The organism is Paenibacillus roseus, assembly GCF_016424485.1.
GTDB classification, from domain to species: Bacteria; Bacillota; Bacilli; order Paenibacillales; family Paenibacillaceae; genus Paenibacillus_D; species Paenibacillus_D roseus.
The window spans coordinates 119647-141535 of the sequence record NZ_JAELUP010000061.1 but is presented as its reverse complement, the minus strand read 5'-3'; the positions used below and the strand labels follow the sequence as shown (position 1 = coordinate 141535).

The window sequence follows — 21889 nt, the reverse complement described above, 5'->3', positions numbered from 1 at the left end:
TGTATTAGGCACGCCGCCAGCGTTCGTCCTGAGCCAGGATCAAACTCTCCATAAAAGTTATAGATTCGCTTGTTAGCTCATTAAATGCTGACTTTAAAACTTTGGATCGACGCGATCCATTTGTTCAGTTTTCAAAGAACTTGTTTGTTGCTTTAAGTTTATTCAACTTGCCGCAACATCTATTTACTTTATCACCTTTCGCCCAACCTGTCAACAACTTTTTAAAATTGTTTTTGAGTTTTATTTGCTCATTTTCAGTTGGCTCAGAAGCGACAATGAATAATTTATCATAATTTAATTATGAATGCAAGCATTAATTTTTTAAAAAAACATACTAGTATGAAATTGCTTAAGTAATCAATATTTAACCCTCTTGCAGACTTTTTATTCACTTTGGCTTTTATTGCTCTAGGTTATGCGCGGCACATTACAATACGGTACGATATTTATAGCAAACTAAAAGGAAGTTCACATGCATTCGATATAAATCGCAAACTGTCTTTTCATAACAATAAGCATCATAAATCCGTCTGTCAGACGGATTTATTGAATGTTCAAAATTCAACTGAAAATATATCCGCCATCAGGGAATAAAGTACTGCCTGTCGTATAGGTGTTAGTCCATAAATACAGAACACTATGGGCGATTTCTTCTGGCTGTCCTACCCTTCCAAGAGCACACATCTCCTTATACGCTTCATAATCCCGCTTTCTTTTCTCCTGGGCCGCTCCCTCCCTGGCAGTACGAATAGTTCCGGGAGAAACAACATTGACCCGAATCGGGGAAAGTTCAACAGCCAATGCCTTACCCAGACTTTCAATTGCTCCATTACATGCTGCGTAGGATGCCCCGCCATTGAGCGGACGCTGGCTGAACGCCCCTGACATCAGTACAATAGAGCCGGATTTGGATAAGTAAGGAGAAGCATATTTAACAGCGAAATATTGCGGCCAGAACTTCCCTTCAAAGCTGCTTTTAGCAATATCACTGTCAGAAGTTATCGGCCCGAGTACATATGAAGCACCCGGAGTAAAAAGATGATCAAATGGCCCTACCTTCTCGAAGAACAATTTAATTTCTTCTTCTACCCTGTTGTCCAATTGAATTGCTTCCACCTTGTCACTGCCGATTATAGCCTTTGCTTTCTCCAGTTTCTCGGCTGATCGTCCAGCGATAATCACGCTAGCTCCTTGTACAACGGCTGCTTGCGCTGCTGCAAATCCTATGCCTGCGCTGCCCCCAATAATTACGACCCGCTTATCTTTCAACAGCATGAACTGCTCCACTCCTTTTATTCTCAGAAGTTATTCTTAGACTATCCCATGCACTCTCTCACTATAATCCATGTTGTCTGGCTATACATTCAATATAGCAAATGGAAAACGTTCGTCCTATGGAGCGCGGCACAAATAACCCCTATCATATTTAGGCTCTGTCACAAATGCATGTTTTTATAGATATCTATGGTTTCTCCATATCTCATGGCAAGGGTCAGACGAAAGCGTAACTCCGCATCATTCAAATCACATTGCAAAATTTCCTTGATCCGCTCCAGTCTGTACAACACCGAATTACGATGAATAAACAACTGCTCTGCAACTAATTTTGTGTTAGCTCCCGTTCGCAGATAAGCGTTTAGTGTAGAGAGCAGGTGTTGGCTATACTCGCGGTCATACTGCTTTAACGGCTCAATTAATTCTTTGTACAAACTCTCAAGCTGCGGCTGCCCCGTCAAGTCCAGCAGCATCTCCTCCACAATAAAATCATGAATATGAAAAATCTTCCTCCACGACTCGTTACCCCTTTGCCCCTTCCCAATGATCAACGCCTTGCGGGCCTCGCTCAAACTTGTAGAAGCTTCACTCAAATTCTCATAAGTCCGCCCTATGCCAAAGCTTATTGTCTGTTCCTCCGCTACAATCTCCCGAATTGATGCCAACAGCGATTCAATATCCGTCCTTTGCTGATTGCGCGCCGAAGTTTCAGTTGCGCAAAGCACTGACAGCACGCCGTCTGACAACATGCTACTGAATTTTAACCGGAAACTGCTATTAATATGTTTGACCAGACGCTCCTTCAGCAGAACGTTAACATTTTCGTCAGAAGACACTGCCTCAGACAGTTCCAGGGAGGCCGCATAATAAAAATTTCCCTGAATCATATCTAATCGTTGGGCCCTGTAGCGGACCAGTTCTTCTTGCTCTGGCTTGCCCGGCTGCAGCAATATCTCTGCCAGCAAGTCCGTCTGCTCCTGTTCACGGCGAAGGCGTTGGGACTGGCGAATGGTAAACTCCACAGCCAGTACTGTCACCACATGCTCCAGAAAGAGTTGACCGAATGTATCAATGCTCTCCAATGTCCTCGAAATTGCGATATAGCCAAAAACACGCGTTCCTACACGTACGACATGCTTCTGTACAGTATCTGTCCATGAAAAATCCGTGGTACACGCTTCAATGTCTCCCCCGGCATTGAGAATGGCGGCTTCACAATGCAAAAGCTGGCCGACCAGCACGACCAGTTCATCCGTTCGCCGATTGAGAACAAGATCGGTCAGTTGCTGATTAGCATGCTGAACCTCCTGCAAAATAATAGCCTGACGGCCCAGTATTTCATCCAGAATCACCCGGGTCATATCCATATAGGTGACATCCGGCGGAATCTCAAAAAGCGGGATGCCGTACTCATTGCTTTTTAGAATGGCTTCATCGGGAATCTCCTTCAAATAACGCCTGGCTTTAATCCCTACAGCCGCGCCGCCAACCTTATGCATCTCATCGAGCAGCCGGCTGAGCATATGAGGTTCATTGCGAAATGAATAGCCTGTCGTCAAAATTAGTTCATTTGGCCGCAGCCATCCGGTTAAATCCGGCATCTCCATACTGTCCACATAAAAAATCTCATTATCCGAACCCGTCATCCCTGCCAGTACCTGTGCATCCCGAAACAGGGGCAATTGCATCATATGTGCGAATGTAAAGGCCGCAGACTGCATATCGTCACCTCTTATTGGTCAAGCGTAAACGGCTTTGCCGTCCCTGGACGGGCAAAAACTTCGTTTCGTGGTGAAATATAAGCTCATTTGCAAAGGGAACCTTATAAATGCCAATATTTTCAAAAAAAGGCCGTCAGCTTTGGATGGACTGACGGCCTTTTTTCGTATGTGATCCTGTTTTTTCCGTCCACAGCTCTAGTCAAGCATTTTCAAAAACTCTTCCTCATCGTCAATTACAGGAATGCCAAGCTCTGCCGCCTTCTTCAGCTTGCTGCCGGCTTTCTCCCCGGCGATAACAAAATCCGTCTTTTTCGAAACGCTGCCAGACACTTTGGCTCCGAGAGCTTCAAGTCTTTTGGCAGCTTCATCACGAGTGAGCGCCGACATCGTACCGGTCAGAACTACGGTTTTACCGGTGAAAATACTGTCTTCGCGCACGACAGCCCTTTGCTCGGCTTCCGCTTTCACCCCAAGCGCTCTCATTTTGTCGATGCTGGCCCGAATAATCGGATCTCTGAAAAATGCGGTAATGCTCTCGGCAACAATGCCCCCGACATCCGGCAGCCCAATTAGCTCATCAACCTCTGCCGTCATGATATCGTCCAGAGACCGGTAGTGATCGGCAAGCATTTTGGTCGTCGCTTTCCCGGTATTCGGAATACCGAGCGCATACAGGAAGGCAGCCAGATCACGATCCTTGGATTTCTCCAACGCATCCAGCAGATTGCGGGCCTTTTTGTCACCGAAGCGCTCAAGACCAATTAACTGATCATACGACAGCTGATACAGATCGGAAGGGTCATGTACGTCGCATTCCGAATAGAGCTGTTCCGCTGTCATGACGCTGAATGTCTCAATATCCATCGCATCCCGTGAAGCGAAATGGGCAATACGGCCAATAATTTGCGGCTTGCAGCCCAGTTTGTTATTGCAGAACAAATGGGCGCCTCGTTGCTCAAGCAGCGTTCCGCAGGCCGGACATTCCGTCGGATAGACAATGGCCTCGCCATCTTCGTCTTCGGCTCTGCCCAGGATTTCCGGTATAACATCATTGGAACGGCGAATAAAAACGCGAGTCCCCAGCGCATTTTTCAAACCTTTACGCTCAATATCGCCAATATTGTTTAAAGTGCAATTTTGTACGGTTACCCCAGCCAGTTCTACCGCTTCGACCCGGGCGACAGGGGTAATTTTGCCGGTCCGGCCAACCTCCCAGTTCACCGATTCCAGGACCGTGGTTGTCTCTTCCGCTTCGAACTTGAAGGCCACCGCCCAGCGCGGGAACTTGTCCGTATAGCCAAGCGCCTCGCGGGTACGCATATCCACCAACTTCACAACAGCCCCGTCAATCAAATAATCCAGCTGGCTCCGCTTGTCGGCAAGCTTTGCAACCTCCCCCAGCACTTCTTCAATGGTATTGAAGTAAACGCAATACGGGTTGACCTTCAACTGATTGTCGCGCAGAAAAGCGCTCATTTCCTGATGCGTGGCAAAGCTGATGCCTTCAGCATAGCCGACATTGTAGAAATAGGCATTCAGCTTGCGCTCAGCAGTTGTCTGCGGATTCAGATTCCGCAGCGCTCCTGCTGCGGCATTGCGGGCATTTTTAAGCGGTTCGGCCGCTGTCTTGTTATAAGCTTCCAACACCGAGAGATTCATAATGCCTTCGCCCTGAATCTCTACCTTGCCCTCTGAAAAGGGAATCGTGAGCGGCACAGAACGTATCGTTCTGACCTGTGCCATAATGCCTTCTCCTACGACTCCGTTGCCGCGGGTAGCAGCCTGCACAAGCTTGCCGTTCTCGTAAGTGAGATTAAGCGTCAGCCCGTCGAACTTGTATTCGACCACATAGGCCGGATCAGGCAACGGCTCTGCATCAGGATGCTTCGTATTATAATCTGCGATACCTTTAAGAACACGCTGGTTCCAGGCGAGCAGGTCATCCCCGTCCTGGGCCTTGTCCAGACTCCATAGACGGGAGAGATGACGATGAGGAAGGAAGCCTTTTTGCAGTTCCCAACCTACGCGAAGCGTTGGAGAGTCCGGGAGTGTAATCCCCGTCTCCTTCTCCAGCGCCAGCAGTTCGTCATATAACGCATCATATTCATTATCGCTGATGACAGGATTGTCTAACGTGTAATAATGATAATTCAAACGGTTAATTTCAGCCGTTAATTGTTCCATACGTGCCTGCAGCGGCTGTTCCATGGAGGGTTCTCATCCTCTCGGGTTAAATTAGACTTTCGTAATCGGCGCGAAACCGGCCAATAACCGCTTCAGTCCAACCGGGGCAGGAAAGGCAATTTGCAGCTCCATATCGTTGCCGCTGCCCTTCACGGCTACAATTGTGCCCGTGCCCCATTTGGCGTGCGATACTTTGTCGCCCGCCGAAAAATCGCGCGGCGCCTGCGCAGCCGCGCTGCCTTCCGCCGCCTGGCCGGCGCCCAGCGGACTCGTGACGCGCACAGCGCCGCCACGGGCCACGCCGCCGCCAGCGGCGCCCGCCGTCCCCGCGAAGCCGGGACGGCCGCCCGCACCGGGCGCGCCTGCGGCGCTGCGCCCGGACCCGCCGCCGCGGAACCCGAAGCCTGCGGCATTCGGGTCAGCGGCATAGCCGCTGCGGCGCGGGGCGAAGCCGCCCGCGCTGCCGCGGCCGGGAGAGGCGTCCGCTTTCAGCTCGGACGGCACCTCTTCAAGGAAGCGGGACGGCGCATTGGCGCTCGTCCGGCCGAACAACGTCCGCATTCTCGCGGACGTCAGGTACAACTGCTGCTCGGCGCGGGTGATGCCGACATAGGCGATCCGCCGCTCCTCTTCAAGCTCCTCATTATCGGTGAAGGCACGACTATGCGGGAAAACACCCTCCTCCATGCCGATGATGAACACAATCGGAAACTCGAGTCCCTTGGCGCTGTGCATCGTCATGAGGATGACTGCATCCCCGTTCTCATGACCTTGCTCTTCGTCCTTGTCCATGGAGTCAATATCCGCAATCAGCGCCAGATCGGTCAGAAAAGCGACAAGCGACTTGTCATCATTGCGCTTCTCAAAATCCTGAGTAACCGATAGAAATTCGTCAATATTCTCCAGGCGAGATTTCGATTCAATTGTATTTTCCCGCTGAAGCTCCAGTTTATATTCAGTCATCTCCAGCATTTTTTCAGTCAACTCGGTCACGGACAAATAATCCACCATGCTCGACAGCGACTGGATCATATAGCGGAAATCCGCGAGCGCCGCCTTGGTCTTGCCAGCCACGTCGACGGCATCCAGATGATCCAGCACAGCATACATCGATACGCCGCGGGACGCGGCTTCCGCCGAAATTTTCGCCAGCGTCGTATCCCCGATCCCACGTTTGGGCACATTGATGATGCGGATCAGACTGATATCATCATCCGGATTGGAAACCAGACGCAAATAAGCAAGCAAGTCCTTGATCTCTTTGCGGTCATAGAACTTGATCCCGCCTACGATCTGGTACGGAATATCCGATTTGATCAGTATTTCCTCAATAACCCGGGATTGTGCATTCGTCCGATACAAAATAGCATGATCAGCATACTTTTTGCCGCTGCCCCGGTTTTTACGAATTTCCGAGGTCACATAATACCCCTCATCATGCTCCGAATCCGCCTGATAGACCGTGACCGGCCCGCCTTCCCCGCGGTCCGTCCACAGATTTTTTGACTTGCGGCCTGTATTGTTCTGAATGACCGCGTTGGCGGCTCGCAGTATTGTAGAGGAAGAACGATAGTTCTGCTCAAGCAAAATTGTCGTCGCGTTCGGATAATCCTCTTCAAAATTCAAAATATTCGTAATGTCCGCCCCGCGCCAGCCGTAGATCGACTGGTCACTGTCGCCGACGACACAAATGTTCTTATGTTTGTCCGCCAGCATCTGGCACAGCATATACTGCGCGCGGTTCGTATCCTGATACTCATCCACATGGAGATAGCGGAATTTGTTCTGATAGAAATCCAGCACTTCCGGAACTTCCTTGAACAAGGCAATCGTCATCATGATCAGATCGTCAAAATCCAGGGAATTGTTGCTTTTCAGCCGCTTTTGATAGGCTTTGTACACATCCGATACAATCTGCTGATAGTAGTCGCCTACCTTTTGCTCATACCGCTGCGGGGTGATCAGTTCATTCTTCGCGCTGCTGATCACCGACTGCAGAGCCTTCGGTTCAAACTTTTTCGTATCGATGTTCATATCCTTCATGCAGTTGCGAATCACGGAAAGCTGATCGGTTGAATCGAGAATGGAAAAGTTCGAGGTAAAGCCGATCCGATCAATATCCTTGCGCAAAATTCGCACACACATCGAGTGAAAGGTAGAAACCCATATATCCTGACCGCTTGGACCAATCAAAGCGGACACCCGCTCCTGCATCTCGCGGGCCGCCTTGTTCGTGAACGTAATGGCCAGTATGCTCCAGGGGGCAACCCGCCGCTTCTCGATCAAATACGCAATCCGGTGGGTCAGGACACGGGTCTTCCCGCTCCCCGCCCCTGCCATGATGAGCAAAGGGCCTTCCGTACACTGAACAGCTTCCCGCTGGCGCTCATTCAGCTTCTGCACGGCCTGATCGATATCTATTCGATTAAACATAGTTTACTCCTTTGTTCCCATTTATGTTCGCCTGTCTTCAAGTCTAAGTTACGGGGTCCTGCGTGTCAATTGATCCGGAATAAATTGGTCTAAAATCACAAGCCAGCGCGCCTTAATACGCAATAAGACCCTAGTTTTCACGCTGCTTCACAGCCTGAACCGTCTTCAGTGCAGCCGCAAGATCCGAATAAATAATATTCCCTACGATAACAGTATCAGCAGCGGCAGCAGCTTCACCCGCTTTCTCCGCGCTGTCGATCCCCCCGCCATAGAACAGCCGGCCTTGCGTCAGCAGGCTGCGAGCCCGTCTGACCAGCCCCATATTGCCGAATCGACCGCTGTATTCCAGGTAAACAATCGGCATTCGCATCAGTCGGTCGGCCAGCCTGACATAAGCCAGCACAGACAAGTCATCCAGTCTTGCGTCCGCATCTGACCTGCGGGCAGCCTCCGCATCCGCATTCAAAATAATGTAGCCTTCGGCAAAAGTGTTCTCCCATGGAATATAGGAGCCAAACTGCCGGATGGCTTCCACCTGTCTGCCCACCAGCCATTGGGGGTCTCGGCTATTAAGCACCATTGGAATTAGATAATAATCGAACCCCGGCACCGCCGCTTCCTCCGAAGTCACCTCCAGCGCACAGGGCACTTCATATCTGCGAATTCGGGACAGCAGATCGACCGTGTTGTCAAAGGTAACTCCACTTGATCCGCCGACCATAATGGCATCCGTCCCGGACATGCACACCGCATCCAGTGCCTCATCGTTAATTTCCCTGTCCGGGTCGAGCTTGAAAACATGCTTCCAGCTTGCAAATATAGGTTCAATCATGAGTTCCTCCGGTGTCCATGCCTGCATCATTTTGATGAATCTACTATACCATATGGACGGTTTTCGTTCAGCTAATGCCGATGGCACGGAAAAAGAAATCCGCCAACAGATACACTGTTGACGGACAGGGAAAGGGGGAAACTTGCGAAGAGAATCGCGAGAGGCTATTTGAAATTATATGATGTTGACCCAGCATTTTCGCTTATGCAGGCTCCAAACTGCCAGCCTTAAAGAAATTGGGCAAATACGCTTTATTCGCTTCCAGCATTTCATCCAGAAGCCGCTTGCCGACTTCAATGCTTGGCACAAGCGGATGATGAGTCATCGCTAACAAGGCAGTATCGCGGCAGCCTGTAATCGCCGCTTCAATTGTAAGCGACTCATAAACTTTAACCTCATGAATCAAACCCTTGATTGCTTCTGGAACCCGCTGCGGAGGAAGCGGAATCGGCCCCTGGCCTGTCACGACGCAGTTGACCTCAATGCTTGCATCCTCCGGGAGGAAGTCCAGCATCCGTCCGTTGCGGACGTTCAACGTTTGAATATCCTGCTTGTTCACATACAAGGAATAAATGAGGTTGACTGCAGATTCCGAATAGAAGGCGCCGCCGCGCTGCTCCAGTTGCTTCGGCTTTTCCTTTAAATCAGGATCGGCGTACAGCTCGAACAACTCCGACTCCACCCGGCTGACCACATCTGCTCTGGTCTCGTTCTTCTCCAGCGAAGCAGCCATATCGGCGTACATCTTGTCTGTCATGTAGAAGTAGCGCAGATAATAGGTCGGAATTGCTCCCAATGCGCTCAAGAAATCCGCATCCCAGTCCAACGCCGTTACATTCGCGGCAGAGTAGGATTTTTGTCCGGCGATCATCTCAGGGAGTTTATCCTCCCCGTGCACATAAGCAGCCGTTACCCAGTGCAGGTGGTTGATGCCGACGAACTCTGCCAGTGCATCCTGCTCACTGACGCCATATTCTTTGGCCAGATACTTTTGAAAATTGATTGGTGAATTGCACAGGCCAACTGTTTTCACCTTCGTATATTTTTGAACCGCTTCAGTCACAATCCCCGCCGGATTCGTGAAGTTAAGCAGCCAGGCATCAGGAGCCAGCTCCTCAATATCTTTGCAGATATCTAAAATAACCGGCACAGTGCGAAGCGCCTTGAACATTCCCCCCGGTCCAGTCGTCTCCTGACCGATTACGCCGTGCTTGATCGGAATATGCTCATCCTGACGCCGCGCCTCCAGCAGTCCGACACGAATTTGCGTCGTCACAAAATCTGCTCCGCGAATTGCTTCCCTGCGGTCCACTGTCAGCTCCACCCGAATGGGCAAGCCTGCTTTTTCAACCATCCGCTTCGCAAGCGCGCCGACAATCTCAAGCTTGTGGCGACCTTCCTCAATATCGACCAGCCACAGCTCGCGAATCGGCATGTCATGATATTTAAGAATAAAACCTTCTACAATTTCCGGGGTATAGGAAGATCCACCGCCGATAACGGCGATTTTCAGCGCTTTCTTGTCTGTTGTCATGCGTATCACTCCTTATAGCACTTCTGCTTCTCTGTCAAATGTAATTTTGCGCAGCGCAGCGTCAGTCTGCGGATCAATGTGAACGCCATGGCGATCCATTGCGCTCATGATTGCGCCAACAACCGGGTCGACAGTCAACTTCACGATACTGGTCCGCGGTGCAATACGATTGATCTCGGCCCGGATTGCGTCCACCATGTGCGAAGTACTGCCCTTGGACAGCACGCTGCCTGTCAGCACAACATCGAATTCCTCCTGTTCCATGCCAAGCCGGCGAATGAGCGCATTCGCTGCATTGCCATGTTCCCTTCCTGCCTCCTCCAATATGCCAATCGCGACTTCATCGCTCTGGGCTGCGGCTTCAAATACAACCTTTGCCAGTGAAAATGTCGGGTACTTGCCATTATCGAGCACATCATCGTACATGTCCTGAAGTGAAGTGTACCCCAACCGCTGCGGGACAATCTCACTTAGCAGGGTAGGCTTTCCGCGGCCGTCCCAGCCCCGAATTGCGCTGCGGAACGCATGAACCGCCAAATCCGAGCCCGAACCCTGGCCGTCCCCGAACAAATATCCGAACCCTCCATATTGGAGTTCCTCACCTTGTGCATTGCGAGCCGCACTGTTGAATCCGGTACCGCTTATAATAACCGCACCATATGAATGTTTCGTTCCGGCCCGCATCCCGATAATGGTGTCGCAGGAAAGGTCATATTCAGCAAAGCCGAGTGAAGCGATCATCGGACGCAAAATCCTGTAATCTACTTCCCGATCCGCACCTGCCAGTCCGAAAAAAGCAAACGTGACTTCTTCCTTCGTCACTCCAGCCATCTCCAAAGCCTGAATGCACGCTTGCTCGATGCTTGCCCTGGCTCCTTCAAATGCGGTCTGGTGGTTGCCATTGCCTCCGCTCCCCTGGCCGAGCAGACGGCCATGCTCATCGGTCAGCAGGGCATGGGTTTTGCTGCCCCCGGCATCGATTCCAAGGAAATACAATGTTTGCTCACTCCTTTGACTCCTATTCTTATACAATCGCTTTATCGTTGAACTTGCTTATACTTTAAAATAAAAAAACATCGCTCTCTAGTAACAAAGAACGATGTTTCGATACTATCTTACTGTTTATTCAAAGGACGAACTTCAGATGGGGACTTGCCAATATGACGCCTGAACAGCCTGTTGAAGTTGGACAAATTATGGAATCCGCAGCACTCCGCAATTTCAATAATCTTATAGTCGGAGGACTCCAGCATGGCAATTGCTTGAGTAAGGCGCAACTGAATCAAATAATCGATCGGCGAAGTGCCTACGACCTGGGTGAACAGCGCGCTAAACCGCGAAGGGCTAAGATGAACATAATCCGCCATCTCCCGCAGTGTCCACGGCTCCGAAAGGCGATTCTCTAATTCACGCAGCAAGGAGCGGATATGCTCCGTTCCATTTGTATGCGGAATCCCTTCTGCGCTTGCCCTGGCAAAATGCCGGTTCACAAGCGCGAAAAACTGGACCATTTGCGCCCGCACAATGGTCTCGAAATGAGCTTCTCCCCGGGTGTATTCCCCGCTCATCTCCTGAATTAGCCTGCGCAACTGCGGGTGGACTGGATGGCTGCGGTCCAGCACATTCTGGAACCGTCTGCCCATCTCCCTGAAAGGGTTCATCAGATCGGTATCATACCTTCGTTCCAAGGAAAAGTAGGCGCCGTCGAACATGATAATTCTCATAATGAGATTCTCCTGTTCAAAGGCCCGATGCAGATCATTGGAATTAATCAGCACGATATCGCCTTCCTGCAGTTCATGCTTGTTGCCGTTAATCAAGTAATGACCTGTCCCCTGGCAAATGTAATTGATCTCGAGTGTTGCGTGCCAGTGAAGCCGTTGGAAGGAGGGACTCACACCCTCCGATTCTGTAATTCGAAGCGGGAAGGATGGCGGAAGATCGATAAGGTCTTTGATCACCATCTGCTAGAAGCCCCTCCTGTCACTATGCATTCGATGCTGCAAGCTGTTGTTACTTCACCAATTGACCGCGGGTAACGCCAAGCTGATTCGTGGCCTTCAGTTTGCGCCACACCTGAGTGCCGCTAACGCGTCCCAGCAAGGCATCGTTGTAAAGACTAATCACTTCCAACACCTTCTCTGCCGATTCCTCCAGAAACTCTAGACGGAAAGAATGTACGCCAAGCTCACGGAAGTTGCTCAAATATTCAGCGCCGGATTGTTCGATCGCGTTATACACCGTATTGCGGCAGCCTTCGTCTACGCGAACCGGATGCGACATGCCGATGCGGTCCTGCAACGATGCCCGCTGCTCCTCACAAGGACGCCCGCAGTTCGTATAGTCCGTTCCTTCACTCATGAACGTACAATACACGCAGTGCTCTGTATGGAACATTGGGAGGTGCTGATGCAGCACAACTTCAAGCCGCGACGTATCCGACTCGCCCAACATATCGACCATCTGCTGCACGTTCAGATCATAGGAAGGCGTAACGAGTGAACAGCCCGCTTCCAGGAACAGGTCCGCCGTCTTGTGGTTGGCAATATTAAGCGAAAAATCACCGATCAGCTCAGGGAAGCGGCCTTGCGCGCCTTCCGCCTGCCACTCATTGCGCGACTTCAAATAAAAGTACAGCGCGCCCGTATTGCGCACCAGCACGGCATCCGGCTGCAACTTGAGAATATTGCGATGGTAGCCGTTCTCATTCGGCATATGAATGCGCGGCGTAGCAAGCGCAATCAGCTTGCCTGCTCGGCGTGCTGCCTCAACAGCAGCAGGGAATTGCTTGATGAATTCAAAATCGGCGTAAATCAGCTCCACATTCGTCTGCACAGCCGCTTCTACCTGCTCTAGTGTTCTGCACAGCACGGTCAGTCTGGCTTCCTTGGCTGGGGTACGCATACGCCCGGCAACACGCACATCTGCGTGCATCTCCGGCGGATTGCGCTTGTAGACCGGCGGCTTCGGACGCTCTCCAGCCAGCTTTTCGACTGCTTCACGACGCATCCTGTTCAGCTCGCGAATGGGCACAATCAGGTCCCCGTTAAGCGCAACATCGAGATTTTCCAACTGATACACGGTTCCGCCAAGCCGTCCAAGCTGCTCGCGCAGCAGTTCCTCATCCATTGGACGCTTCTGAGCCAGCTCCAGCTCCAGCTCCGAGACGATCTCTACCGTAGTCCCTTTCTGGACATCGGTCCACCATGAGCGGAGCGGCTGTCCTAGCGCTCCCGTCACTTTGACATGAAGCGGGAATACGCGATAAGGCTTGTCTGTCTCAAAGGTTTGGCGCAGACGCTTGTCGAGTGCCGGATCGCTTGTTTTCCAAATGCGGTCACCGACATGAACTTTTTTCAAATCGATATCGTTACGGCCAGGCACTATCTCCAGTACAATGCCTTCCTGGGCCTCGCCTTCAATTTTGACACCTTGACGGCGCAAGTCGTAAACGCGCCCGCCCTCTTCCTTTTTCGTCGGGTCGCCAGCATCGAATACAATCCCGTCTCCACGCTTGAGCGGCGCATCGATCCGGCATACGACCGCATCGCGCAAAATACGCTCCACCCGTCCCAGATAGACGCCGCGGCTTTTCGGGAATGTTCCTTCAACCAATTGCTTGTTATTTGTCCCCTTGAGGAAACCGTGGGTAAAGCCACGGGAGAAGCTTTGCTGCAGCTCGCGCAGTTCTTCTTTCGACGGCGCAGACAAGTCGCCATCGAAGTACTTGTCAATCGCACGACGGTACTTGCTGACAACATTTGCTACATATTCAGGGCTTTTCAGGCGACCTTCGATTTTAAAGGAAGTCACGCCCGCCTCAATCAGTTCCGGTACGAGTTCCACAGCAGCCAAATCCTTCGGCGATAGCAGATAGGCGATATCCCCCATCGGCTTATGCTCGCCGTCCACCATCAATTCGTAAGGCAAACGGCAAGCTTGGGCGCATTCCCCGCGGTTAGCAGACCGCCCTCCCCACATTTCCGAGGTGAGACATTGCCCCGAATAGCTGACGCATAATGCCCCATGGACGAACACCTCCATCGGCAGCTTCGCCTGATCGCCGATCATTTTGATCTGCTTCAGGTTGTTTTCCCGTCCCAGTACGACGCGCTCCATATCCCACGGCTTCGTAAACTCCACTGCCTCTGGTGAAGTAATGGTCATTTGGGTCGAGCCGTGGATCGGAAAGTTCGGCGACAGCTCGCGAATGAGCTTTACCAATCCCAAGTCCTGTACGATAACCGCGTCTACGCCCGCCTCAATGCAGGACTCGATAAGACGCTTCGCATCTTCCAGTTCATTTTCAAAAACAAGTATATTAAAGGTCAGAAATCCTTTCACACCATAGCTGTGCAAAAACGCCATGATCTCCGGCAGCTCTTCAGTACGGAAGTTGTTGGCCCGCGCCCGTGCGTTGAACTTCTCCACACCGAAAAAAACCGCATCGGCGCCATTTGCAACCGCAGCCCGCATACAGTCCCAATCGCCTGCAGGAGCCAGCAGCTCAATATCTTCCCGTTTTATTGTTAACATGTGTATGAATGTTCCTCCAGGTTCAAGCGTCCATATTTAGACTGCCCAGGCATCTTCTCCGCCTGGCGGCAACCTTTGCAAGGTATTGCAACGCTTTATAATAATTCTATTCTAACAAAGCGCAACGCACGAAGCTACATCTGATAAAAAGAAACATCTTCCGAGGTTGGCATCCCAATTATTTAGTCAGATGCGAAGCATATTGGTATGTTTATATGTAATATTGCCATTCTTTCTATAACCGACTTCAAGAAGCAGGAGACGCATGATATAATACGGACTGGATAGAACCAATTGAAAGCGAGGTTTTAATGTTATGAAGCTTGGCGTATTCGCAGTATTATTTGCACAAAAAACATTGGATGAGGCACTCGACTATATTAAAGCTCAAGGGCTGGATGCTGTAGAGGTTGGTACCGGAGGCTATCCTGGCGATTCACACTGCAAACCGGACGAGCTTCTTGCTGACGAGAGCAAGCTGGCTGCATTCAAGCAAGCCTTCGAATCCCGCGGTCTGATCATCAGCGCGCTTAGCTGTCACGGCAACCCGCTCCACCCGCAAAAAGCGATCAGTTCCGAGCATGATGCGGCGCTTCGTAAAACGATTGAACTTGCTGGCAAACTGGGCGTGCCAATCGTTAATACATTCTCCGGTTGTCCAGGCGACCACGAGGATGCCAAATATCCGAACTGGCCGGTTGTAGCATGGCCGAACGATTATCAGGAAGTTCTGGACTGGCAGTGGACGAACAAAATCATTCCATACTGGAAGGAAATTGCTAAGCTTGCCGATTCCCATAATGTAAAAATCGGACTCGAGCTACATGGCGGTTTCTCTGTTCACACACCGGCTACTCTGCTCCGTCTGCGTGAAGCAGCAGGCGATGCAATCGGCGCGAACCTTGACCCGAGCCATCTGTGGTGGCAAGGGATTGATCCTGTACAGGCTATTCGGATTCTTGGACGCGAGAATGCGATTCACCACTTCCATGCCAAGGATACAACTATTGACCCTGTCAATGTGAACTATCACGGTGTAACCGACATGCAATCCTATACACAAATGCTGGACCGCGCTTGGCAGTTCAGAAGCGTAGGCTTCGGGCATGACCTGAAAACATGGGCAGACATCATTAGTGCTCTACGGCTCGTCGGCTATGACTATGTAGTCAGCATTGAGCATGAGGATGGCCTGATGTCTGTTGAAGAAGGCTTTACCAAAGCCGTTGAAAACCTCAAGCAAGTGCTGATTCGTGAGCCGCTCGGGGAAATGTGGTGGGTATAAGCAAGGATAGTTGGTGAGCTATAGTTTACTGACAAGATATTTGATTGCATAAATGATTAGGCCTATAAAACATAAACCCCGCTTACAAGTTGTAAGCGGGGTTTATGTTTTTGGCGGGAGTCAGTCAGACTCTGCCCGGGCAGCAAGATGTTAGCGCTGCTATGTAAGCAAAAATGCGTTAGATTACCAAGTCTGGGTAATCATGATGAAATCTACAACCAGGAAAGTAATCAAGGCTACAAGAGTAAATCCGATCGCGAACAAATTCTTCCTTGGACGAGCCATTACAAGACGGATTAGCCCAATGAAGATAATGACTGTAAACAGCAACATAATAATATCAAACGGTTCAAATGTGCTGGCTGCTGCTTGCTCTTCTGCTAGGAAAAACATGAGGGACCTCCTTTTTATCACACGTATCCTATTATTATTCTATGTTAGCCTGTACCTTCGCACGATGCAAGTACGAATTTAGAACTTTAACAACTTTGTCACCAATTATAAACAAAAATTATAAACGATAACAAGGGATCAAGAAAAATAACTCAATATGAGAATGAGTTTTCGATAAAAAGGATTCTCCATCGCATCCGTACATATAACGTGTCCATCCCTTCCAGCATTTATTACCACAACTGATTCAAGCGTAAACGGCTTTGCCGTCCTTTGACGGGCAAAAACTTCGTTTCGTGGTGAAATATAAGCTCATTTACAAAGGGAACTTTATAAATGCTTATATTTTTAAAAAAGAGGACTCCGGGGCGTATCCCGAAATCCTCTTTCATATCCGTTATTTCGTTACGCTTCAGCCCCTGCTGCCACGCCGTCCTTCACATTGCGCTGCTCGGTGCGCTCGCGGTCACGCTCCAAAACCGGCTTCAAATAACGTCCGGTATAGGAAGCCTCCACCTTCACCAATTCCTCTGGCGTCCCGGCCGCAACGAGCGAGCCGCCGCCGCTGCCGCCCTCGGGACCGAGATCAATGAGGTAGTCGGCCGTTTTGATGACGTCCAGATTATGCTCAATAACAAGCACACTCTCACCGGATTCCACCAATCGGTGCAACACGACGAGCAAACGGTCGATATCATCGACATGCAGACCTGTGGTCGGCTCATCGAGAATGTACATCGTCTTGCCTGTGCTGCGGCGATACAGTTCAGCCGCGAGCTTCACGCGCTGTGCCTCACCGCCTGATAATGTGGTAGCAGGCTGCCCCAGCTTCATATAGCCGAGACCGACATCGAAGAGCGTCTGCATCTTCCGGTGGATGCGCGGGATGTTTTTGAAGAAATCAACGGCATCTTCAATTGTCATCTCCAGCACTTCCGCAATGCTTTTTCCTTTGTATTTGACTTCGAGCGTCTCCCGATTGTAACGGCTGCCTTTGCAAATTTCACAAGGGACATAGACATCCGGCAGGAAGTGCATCTCAATCTTGATAATGCCGTCACCACGGCAAGCCTCGCAGCGTCCGCCCTTTACATTGAAACTGAAACGCCCCTTCTTGTAGCCGCGTACCTTGGACTCATTTGTAGCCGAGAATACATCACGGATATCATCGAATACACCGGTATAGGTCGCCGGATTGGAACGCGGCGTCCGCCCGATTGGCGATTGGTCAATATCAATCACTTTATCGATATGCTCCAAACCGCGAATCTCTTTGTGTGCGCCCGGACGAGTCTTGGCTTTGTTCAGATCGCGGGCAAGCGTCTTGTACAAAATCTCGTTGACCAACGTCGATTTTCCCGAACCGGAAACTCCCGTTACAGCAGTGAATACGCCCAGTGGAATTTTTACATTCAAATTGCGAAGGTTATTCTCTTTGGCTCCGCGCACTTCCAGCCACTTCTCACCTGTTGCGCGACGCGACAGCGGAACCGGAATAAATTGCCGTCCGCTCAAATAGCGACCGGTCAGGGAATTCTCATCAGCCATGATCTCCGCAGGCGTACCCTGTGCAACGACCTGTCCGCCATGAATACCCGCACCCGGTCCAATATCAATAATGTAGTCGGCAGCAAGCATCGTGTCCTCGTCATGTTCAACTACGATGAGCGTATTGCCCAAGTTGCGCATATGCTCCAGCGTCTGGATCAACCGGTCATTATCCCGTTGATGCAGTCCAATGCTTGGCTCGTCGAGAATATACAGTACGCCCATCAGACTGGAGCCGATTTGTGTAGCCAGACGGATACGCTGAGCTTCACCGCCGGACAAGGTGCCCGCTGCGCGGCTAAGCGTCAAATATTCAAGGCCGACATTGACGAGAAAGCCGAGGCGACCGTTAATTTCTTTCAAAATAAGATTAGCGATTTTGGTATCCTTCTCATTCAAGCTTAACTCCTGGAAGAACTGCTGGGCTCCCCCGATAGACAAGGATGTCACATAGGAAATGTTGTTGCTGCCTACCGTAACCGCCAGCGTCTCCTTGCGCAGACGCTGCCCTTTGCAGCCGACGCAAGGCTTGGCGCTCATATAAGCCTCAATGTACTCGCGAATGCCTTCTGAAGCCGTATCCCGGTAGCGTCGTTCCAGGTTATGGACGATCCCTTCGAACGGGACATAGGCTTCCTTGGACTGGCCGAAATCATTTTCATAGCGGAATTTCACCCGTTCTCCGCCTGTACCGTAGAGCAGCTTCTTCATCTGCTCCTGGCTCAGCTCACTGATAGGCTTATCCTTCGGGATACCGTAATGGCTGCACACTGCATCCAAAAACTGAGGATAGTAGTTGGAGGTGCTGCCTGCCCAAGCTTCAAAAGCGCCCTCGTCTATCGACTTGCCCGCATTCGGCACGAGCAATTCGGGATCGACGATCATTTTGGCTCCGAGCCCGTCACATTCTGGACATGCCCCGTACGGGCTGTTAAACGAGAACATGCGCGGGGCCAGTTCTTCAATACTGAATCCGCACTCCGGGCAGGACAAGCTGGAGCTGAACAACAGCTCCTCTTTGTCGATAATATCGACAATGACCCTTCCTTCCCCAAGCTTCAAAGCTGTCTCCAGCGAGTCCGCAAGACGGGTCTGGACATCGTCCTTAATGACGATCCGGTCAACCACGACTTCAATGTTATGCTTCTTGTTCTTCTCCAGCTCGATCTTCTCGCTCAAATCGCGCAGATCGCCATTTACCCGGACGCGCACAAACCCTTGCTTCTGGATATCTGCCAGCAGCTTCGTATGTTCACCCTTGCGCCCGGATACAACCGGGGCGAGAATTTGCAGACGTGTACGCTCTTCATATTCCATAATCCGGTCTACCATCTGCTCCACCGTTTGCGAAGTAATCTCAATCCCATGATCTGGACAATGCGGCTTGCCGACCCGGGCAAACAAAAGCCGCAAGTAGTCGTAAATCTCCGTTACGGTTCCGACAGTGGAACGGGGGTTGCGGCTGGTTGTCTTCTGGTCAATAGAGATTGCTGGCGACAACCCGTCAATGGAGTCCAAATCCGGCTTCTCCATTTGGCCCAGAAATTGCCTGGCATAGGCCGAGAGAGACTCCACGTAGCGGCGCTGGCCCTCCGCGTAAATCGTATCAAAGGCGAGCGAGGACTTGCCGGACCCGCTCAGCCCCGTCAGCACAACAAATTTGTCACGGGGAATCGTGACATCAATATTTTTAAGGTTGTGGGCGCGTGCGCCCTTAATAACGATTTGATCGCTAGCCAAAGCTGTTTCCCTCCCTTTCTATCCTTCCGCTTTCAATTCCAGCAGGGCATCGCGAAGCTCTGCCGCGCGTTCAAACTGCAGGTTTTTAGCAGCTTCCTTCATTTCCCCTTCCAGACGCTGAATGAGCGTCTGGCGGTCTTTCTTCGACATTTTGCCAAGCTTGCCGTCCGTCATGTAATCCGCCTTCTGCTCCGCAACCTTGGTGGCCTCGATGACATCATATACGCGTTTGCGGATCGTCTGAGGCTGAATCCCATGCTTCTCGTTATACGCGATCTGAATTTCGCGACGGCGCTCCGTCTCACGGATCGCACGGCCCATCGAGTCGGTGACTTTATCGCCATACATGATGACACGTCCGCGGCTATTCCTCGCAGCCCGTCCGATCGTCTGGATAAGCGAACGATCCGAGCGCAGGAAGCCTTCCTTGTCCGCATCAAGTATCGCAACCAGCGATACCTCCGGCAAATCGAGTCCTTCTCGCAAGAGGTTAATGCCGACAAGGACATGGAAGGTTCCGATCCGCAAATCGCGCAGGATGGTCATCCGCTCCAGCGTCTTAATATCGGAATGGAGGTAGCGCACCTTGATGCCAACTTCCTTCAAATAGTCGGTCAAATCCTCGGCCATCTTCTTCGTCAGTGTTGTGACCAGCACCCGCTCATCCTTGGCCATACGCTCTCTGATCTCCCCAAGCAGGTCATCAATCTGCCCCTTCGTCGGACGAAGCTCAATAATCGGATCAAGCAAGCCGGTAGGCCGGATGATCTGCTCGGTCATCACCGGACAATGTTCAAGCTCATACGGTCCCGGCGTAGCCGAGACGAAGATGACCTGGCTGAACTTGTCTTCGAACTCCTCAAACCGCAGCGGCCGGTTGTCCTTGGCCGACGGCAAGCGAAAGCCATGATCCACCAGCACATTTTTACGGGCCTGATCACCGTTATACATCGCACGAATTTGCGGCAGGGTGACATGAGACTCATCAATGACAACGAGCATATCATCAGGGAAGAAATCAAGCAAGGTATACGGCGTCGAACCGCGTTCCCGGAAAGTCAGCGGGCCGGAATAGTTCTCAATCCCTGAGCAGAAGCCCATCTCCTGCATCATCTCGATATCGTAGCGTGTCCGCTGCTCCAGCCGCTGCGCTTCCAGCAGCTTTCCCTGCTCGCGGAATTCAGCCAGCCTTTCTTCAAGCTCCCGTTCAATATTGACTAGCGCTCTCTTCATCGTATCCTCATGGGTAACGAAGTGAGAGGCAGGGAATATTGCAACATGCTCACGCTGGCCGACAATTTCGCCAGTCAGCACATCAATTTCGGTAATCCGTTCAATCTCGTCTCCGAACAGTTCTACCCGAATGGCCCTCTCATTGTTGGCAACCGGGAAAATCTCAATCACATCTCCCCGCACCCGGAATGTACCTCGAATAAAGTTGATATCGTTGCGCTGATACTGGATATCGACGAGCTTGTGCAATATATCATTGCGGGATTTCTCCATTCCAACGCGCAAGGACAGCACAAGACTTCCGTATTCGGACGGCGAACCGAGGCCGTAAATACAGGAGACACTCGCTACAATGATGACATCCCGGCGCTCAAAGAGAGAACTCGTTGCCGAGTGGCGAAGCTTGTCAATCTCGTCATTGATGCTGGAATCCTTCTCAATGTACGTATCGGAGGAAGGAATGTAAGCTTCCGGCTGGTAGTAATCATAGTAGCTGACAAAATATTCAACTGCGTTATTCGGAAAAAACGCCTTGAACTCGCTGCAAAGCTGAGCGGCCAGCGTCTTATTGTGCGCGATGACCAGAGTAGGCCGGTTCAGCTGGGCAATTGTATTTGCAATGGTGTAGGTCTTGCCCGTTCCGGTCGCCCCTAGCAGCGTCTGGTACCTCTGGTCTTGTTGAACCCCTGCGACCAGTCCTCCAATTGCCTTTGGCTGATCCCCCTGAGGTGAATATTCAGAGAGCAGCTCGAATTTCCTGGTCGACAATTCCAATTCGCTCATAACTTTCCCCTTTCCAAGCAAAACAACTGGCCCGGCCTTGGACCAGGGTACAGCGCTTCGCACAAGTGTAAATGGCCAAAACCGCTCTTGGCAGCGGCAGCGAACGTTATGCGTATGGCTGGTCATATCCCTTTGCATCATTGCTGCAAATGTCACAACCGCAAATGCCGGGATTCATAAACGTAATCTAGTAAGACTGTATATTTATTCTAACCAAAATGCTAGACATGTATATCAATAAGAATATGTGTTCCCGTATAATTATACTGCTTCCGTTCAGTTGTTGCAATCGGTGATTACTGGATTTCTGTTTAAACGCCAAAAAACCTAACAGAAAGCAAGCTGCCAGGTCTTTAACAATTATACCTATGATCATATTGCTTCTACATCAA

13 protein-coding genes are annotated in these 21889 nt (G+C 50.9%); 1 reads left to right on the top strand and 12 read right to left on the bottom strand.

Annotation, left to right across the window (positions count from 1 at the left end):
* Positions 1-561: 561 nt before the first annotated feature.
* The 9 genes from JFN88_RS11905 to JFN88_RS11865 form a co-directional block, all read right to left on the bottom strand.
* Positions 562-1275 (bottom strand): SDR family oxidoreductase, encoded by a 714-nt coding sequence (locus JFN88_RS11905; RefSeq protein ID WP_199019512.1) that lies wholly within the window; start codon positions 1273-1275, stop codon positions 562-564.
* Positions 1276-1436: 161 nt separating this feature from the next.
* Positions 1437-2996 carry a PucR family transcriptional regulator gene (locus JFN88_RS11900; protein ID WP_199019511.1) on the bottom strand — a complete coding sequence of 520 codons (1560 nt, stop codon included), beginning with the start codon at positions 2994-2996 and terminating at the stop codon, positions 1437-1439.
* Positions 2997-3191: 195 nt separating this feature from the next.
* Positions 3192-5204, bottom strand: a complete 2013-nt coding sequence (gene ligA, locus JFN88_RS11895; RefSeq protein ID WP_233167739.1) for an NAD-dependent DNA ligase LigA — start codon at positions 5202-5204, stop codon at positions 3192-3194.
* Positions 5205-5231: 27 nt separating this feature from the next.
* Positions 5232-7613 carry a DNA helicase PcrA gene (gene pcrA / locus JFN88_RS11890; protein WP_199019510.1) on the bottom strand — a complete coding sequence of 794 codons (2382 nt, stop codon included), beginning with the start codon at positions 7611-7613 and terminating at the stop codon, positions 5232-5234.
* Between the two features lie 130 nt (positions 7614-7743).
* Entirely contained in the window at positions 7744-8445 is a 702-nt protein-coding gene (gene pcrB, locus JFN88_RS11885) for a heptaprenylglyceryl phosphate synthase (RefSeq protein WP_199019509.1), read from the bottom strand.
* A gap of 202 nt (positions 8446-8647) precedes the next feature.
* Positions 8648-9979, bottom strand: coding sequence for a 6-phospho-beta-glucosidase (locus tag JFN88_RS11880; RefSeq protein WP_199019508.1), 1332 nt, complete (start codon positions 9977-9979; stop codon positions 8648-8650).
* A 12-nt stretch (positions 9980-9991) separates the two neighbouring features.
* Positions 9992-10975, bottom strand: a complete 984-nt coding sequence (locus JFN88_RS11875; protein WP_233167737.1) for an N-acetylglucosamine kinase — start codon at positions 10973-10975, stop codon at positions 9992-9994.
* A gap of 119 nt (positions 10976-11094) precedes the next feature.
* Positions 11095-11943, bottom strand: coding sequence for an AraC family transcriptional regulator (locus JFN88_RS11870; RefSeq protein ID WP_199019506.1), 849 nt, complete (start codon positions 11941-11943; stop codon positions 11095-11097).
* A 49-nt stretch (positions 11944-11992) separates the two neighbouring features.
* On the bottom strand, positions 11993-14515 hold the full coding sequence (locus tag JFN88_RS11865) for a U32 family peptidase (RefSeq protein WP_199019505.1): 2523 nt from the start codon (positions 14513-14515) through the stop codon (positions 11993-11995).
* Between the two features lie 316 nt (positions 14516-14831).
* Here JFN88_RS11865 and JFN88_RS11860 point away from each other — a divergent pair, with 316 nt between their 5' ends.
* A complete protein-coding gene (locus JFN88_RS11860) occupies positions 14832-15800 on the top strand; it encodes a sugar phosphate isomerase/epimerase family protein (RefSeq protein ID WP_199019504.1) in 969 nt (322 codons plus the stop codon).
* Positions 15801-15983: 183 nt separating this feature from the next.
* Here the strand turns inward: JFN88_RS11860 and JFN88_RS11855 are convergent, their stop codons facing one another.
* From JFN88_RS11855 to uvrB, 3 genes are all read right to left on the bottom strand, one after another.
* Entirely contained in the window at positions 15984-16193 is a 210-nt protein-coding gene (locus JFN88_RS11855; RefSeq protein ID WP_199019503.1) for a hypothetical protein, read from the bottom strand.
* A gap of 405 nt (positions 16194-16598) precedes the next feature.
* Positions 16599-19481, bottom strand: coding sequence for an excinuclease ABC subunit UvrA (gene uvrA / locus JFN88_RS11850; protein WP_199019502.1), 2883 nt, complete (start codon positions 19479-19481; stop codon positions 16599-16601).
* An 18-nt stretch (positions 19482-19499) separates the two neighbouring features.
* On the bottom strand, positions 19500-21497 hold the full coding sequence (uvrB, locus tag JFN88_RS11845; protein WP_199019501.1) for an excinuclease ABC subunit UvrB: 1998 nt from the start codon (positions 21495-21497) through the stop codon (positions 19500-19502).
* Positions 21498-21889 lie beyond the last annotated feature (392 nt).

Bases quoted from the DNA above. Each gene is read 5' to 3' on its own strand.
- JFN88_RS11905 (WP_199019512.1), bottom strand. From the start codon at position 1,275: ATGCTGTTGAAAGATAAGCGGGTCGTAATTATTGGGGGCAGCGCAGGC.
- JFN88_RS11900 (WP_199019511.1), bottom strand. From the start codon at position 2,996: ATGCAGTCTGCGGCCTTTACATTCGCACATATGATGCAATTGCCCCTG.
- ligA (WP_233167739.1), bottom strand. From the start codon at position 5,204: ATGGAACAGCCGCTGCAGGCACGTATGGAACAATTAACGGCTGAAATT.
- pcrA (WP_199019510.1), bottom strand. From the start codon at position 7,613: ATGTTTAATCGAATAGATATCGATCAGGCCGTGCAGAAGCTGAATGAG.
- pcrB (WP_199019509.1), bottom strand. From the start codon at position 8,445: ATGATTGAACCTATATTTGCAAGCTGGAAGCATGTTTTCAAGCTCGAC.
- JFN88_RS11880 (WP_199019508.1), bottom strand. From the start codon at position 9,979: ATGACAACAGACAAGAAAGCGCTGAAAATCGCCGTTATCGGCGGTGGA.
- JFN88_RS11870 (WP_199019506.1), bottom strand. From the start codon at position 11,943: ATGGTGATCAAAGACCTTATCGATCTTCCGCCATCCTTCCCGCTTCGA.
- JFN88_RS11865 (WP_199019505.1), bottom strand. From the start codon at position 14,515: ATGTTAACAATAAAACGGGAAGATATTGAGCTGCTGGCTCCTGCAGGC.
- JFN88_RS11860 (WP_199019504.1), top strand. From the start codon at position 14,832: ATGAAGCTTGGCGTATTCGCAGTATTATTTGCACAAAAAACATTGGAT.
- JFN88_RS11855 (WP_199019503.1), bottom strand. From the start codon at position 16,193: ATGTTTTTCCTAGCAGAAGAGCAAGCAGCAGCCAGCACATTTGAACCG.
- uvrB (WP_199019501.1), bottom strand. From the start codon at position 21,497: ATGAGCGAATTGGAATTGTCGACCAGGAAATTCGAGCTGCTCTCTGAA.